1 protein-coding gene is annotated in these 207 nt (G+C 55.1%); it reads left to right on the forward strand.

The window, feature by feature from the left end; all coding sequences use genetic code 11:
- On the forward strand, positions 1-207 hold a 207-nt coding region (locus FDX22_RS24170), incomplete at both ends, for an autotransporter outer membrane beta-barrel domain-containing protein (RefSeq protein ID WP_146717901.1).

Below are 207 nucleotides of genomic sequence, written 5' to 3' on the forward strand. Positions count from 1 at the left end.
GAGACAGTACGATCGGCAGTACCGGCGGCGGTCTCTATGCCACATGGTCAGATAATGACGGCTACTACGTAGACGGTGTGCTGAAATACAATCGCTTCAGCAATGAGCTGCGCACCCGGATGAGTGACGGTACGGCAGTTAAAGGCGATTACAGCCAGAACGGTTTCGGCGGCAGTCTCGAAGCGGGCAAGACCTTCAGTCTGAATG

This window comes from Citrobacter sp. TBCS-14 (genome assembly GCF_005280805.1).
GTDB lineage: Bacteria > Pseudomonadota > Gammaproteobacteria > Enterobacterales > Enterobacteriaceae > Citrobacter > Citrobacter gillenii.